3 protein-coding genes are annotated in these 2,467 nt (G+C 52.6%); all 3 read right to left on the bottom strand.

Features of this window, described 5'->3' with window-relative positions:
• The coding region (locus tag AC1DRJ_RS24415) for a DNA adenine methylase (protein ID WP_477804415.1) at positions 1 to 583 on the bottom strand (583 nt) is incomplete at its 3' end.
• 485 nt (positions 584 to 1,068) lie between these two features.
• Entirely contained in the window at positions 1,069 to 1,395 is a 327-nt protein-coding gene (locus AC1DRJ_RS24410) for a hypothetical protein (protein WP_477804414.1), read from the bottom strand.
• Positions 1,396 to 1,498: 103 nt separating this feature from the next.
• Complete coding sequence (locus tag AC1DRJ_RS24405; protein ID WP_477804416.1) at positions 1,499 to 2,464, bottom strand: YagK/YfjJ domain-containing protein; 966 nt, start codon at positions 2,462 to 2,464, stop codon at positions 1,499 to 1,501.
• Between the last annotated feature and the right edge of the window lie 3 nt (positions 2,465 to 2,467).

Here is a 2,467-nt window from a genome sequence, read left to right as displayed (position 1 = left end):
GCACATTGCTGACTTTTAGGTCCCTGCAACGCATAGCAATGCGCTCTTGAGACTGTTTGGTCCACTTGGACAGAAAACAGCCAAAGGTACCCGCAATATTAGCCACACGATTCAGGGCCCCAAAAAGATCTGCGATCAACAAGCGCTCCTCGACATCGTCAATGCTTCCAGCCTCACGCCATCCAGCGATGAGAGCACGCATGGCGTCAATGCGAGCGGCATTCTCCTCAGTGAAGTATCTACGCTCAATACCACAGGAGTCGAACGATACTGGGCTGTAAGCGCTCCACATAAAACCATGCATAGGCTTGGTTGAGTTGAGCTTATCGATGGCGCCTGCGTAGCCGCCAAGTACCTTAAACGTCGCCTGGTTCCGACTGATAAGTCGCGCCCCCGCAGAGATTACTGCCGAGTTCAGGTTGTCATTAATCCTGACATTCCAACCAAGCTGAGCAGCAGCCTCAGCCACGGCCCCCGTTCCGCAAAAGGCATCCACAAAAAAAGCCCCTTCTTTTGGGGGGCCAATGTAGGTGGTGATTTGGTCGACAATCCGGGATTTTGAGCCGATGTAGCGAAATGTCATGCTGCTGCCCCTACGTGTGCTCGACGTTTAGCATGACTTCTTTTCTTTTCGAGCACTGGATCGGCCTGCTGCCCAGGTGGCAAAACACCTGTACGTTCGCAGTACTCACCTAGCAACACTTCAAGCATGTTCACCATACTCCGATGCTCGTGATCGGCGGCTTCCCTTAAGGCAAGCTTAAATAAAGGGGAGACCCTGAGATTCAAGGTTTCGCTCTTAGTGTCAGTAAATCGCATGGAGAGCCCCGTATTTGTCTGTGCATTTGCGTTATTGTACACGCATACAGTTGTTTTTCTATGTGCATCAAGGTCTTTGAACCTAACAGACACCGCAGTAGCCCTACCCTCAGTTGGACGACGTGAACGAATCGATCAGCAAGCCCCCCCCTATCCTCTGTCATAACGTGACCGTCTCAATTTGAATACTTCGGGGTAACGCAGATGACACATGACACCAGGGGCGATTTACTCAGTCACCAGCCCAGCTCAACACGCATCGTCTTCATATTCGACTTGAACGATCTCAACCGCTAAGCTCTGGATAATCTCGATACCTTCTGGACACTCCACCAGCTCGACCGCGTCGATGCTTGGAGGAGTTGTGAAACCGTAATCTGCCGTGACGCGCCATAAGACATCCCCAGCCTGGGTACTCCCGGTGAACAAGGTCGCATAGGTTTCACCATCCCCCTTGAATCTGGGAGCCTCCACCAGCTCCGATGGGGACTGAACTATCGAATCTGCCAGGATAGTTACCTTCTCGCCTGACAGGTCGTAAACCACATCCTGAGTCACTTCAATCACTGATGCCATGGTGCCCTCCTAGTAAAAGGGCACCACTGTAGTGGCAATCAGCTAGTCAGGAAATAGGACATTCGCCTCAGAAGTGGAATAGCCATCGACAGATCGATAGCGCTCAAGCAGCTGTCCGCCGAATGCGACCAGTGCGAAAGGTTCGTGCCCCTGTCGGCTTGATACGTAGATGCTGAGATTCCTTGGTGAGATAGTGCATGGCCTTGATAACCTTGCCGCACGCCTGAGTGTCAGCTCGCCGGATCGTCCCGATACCTACTTCATCGCCGTAACGGTCCTTGTCATCATTGCAACGGTAGCAGTACCCATGCCCACGGCTGACCTGCTCCCACAGCTCACCAATCTCCCTCGCTTTGTTAAAGTCGCTACGCACCTCAGCACCATTGAAGAAGAAGGCAGCATGAACGTGAAACCCCTTGTCCTCTCCTTGCTCGACTGAACAGATATAGCCCGTCTCGTGCTTAAAGATCGGATTACGCTCCCTCGCTCGGACCAGAAAATCCAGGTCCTCGAACACATGTTCGATACGCAGACGCGCCCGTGCTATTGCTCGGTAGTGCAGATCCACCCGCACGACAATCGTACGGGAATAGCGATCTAGCACTCGCCCCACGTACTCAGTGAGCATGGCTTGCTTCTGGCTGGCCTCATAGCGGCGGTCATTCTCCTTACGCTTGAACTCCTTACCTCGAATTATCTGACGTATCCGAGCGACCAGCACGTTCATGGAGTGGTGGAAATCCAGGTATCCCGTCCCTTGATTATTTAGGCAGGTCAGACCTATTGGACTATGCTCCAGGCCAATGTCCTGACAGGCTTGCCAGAAGGCACGCAGGTGCTCGCTGTAGACGTAAGCTTCGTCATCATAGAAGAGATCAAGCATCTGCTGAATGGAGTCGAAGTATCTGGAGAGCTTGGTCCTATGTACCTGTTCGTATCCTGATGGAGATTGGATGATCTCGAAAGCTGGTCTGTCAGTACGCTCAATGGACTGAACGAGTCGCTCGATCAGGATCGAGGCTTGAGACTGGGAGACGCTGGTGTAGGTGGTAGTGCTGGGTGAGTACATTGT

The sequence above is a fragment of the Pseudomonas sp. P5_B2 genome, assembly GCF_056400445.1.
Note: the sequence above shows the minus strand (reverse complement) of the source record. Positions and strands in the feature narration are given on the sequence as shown.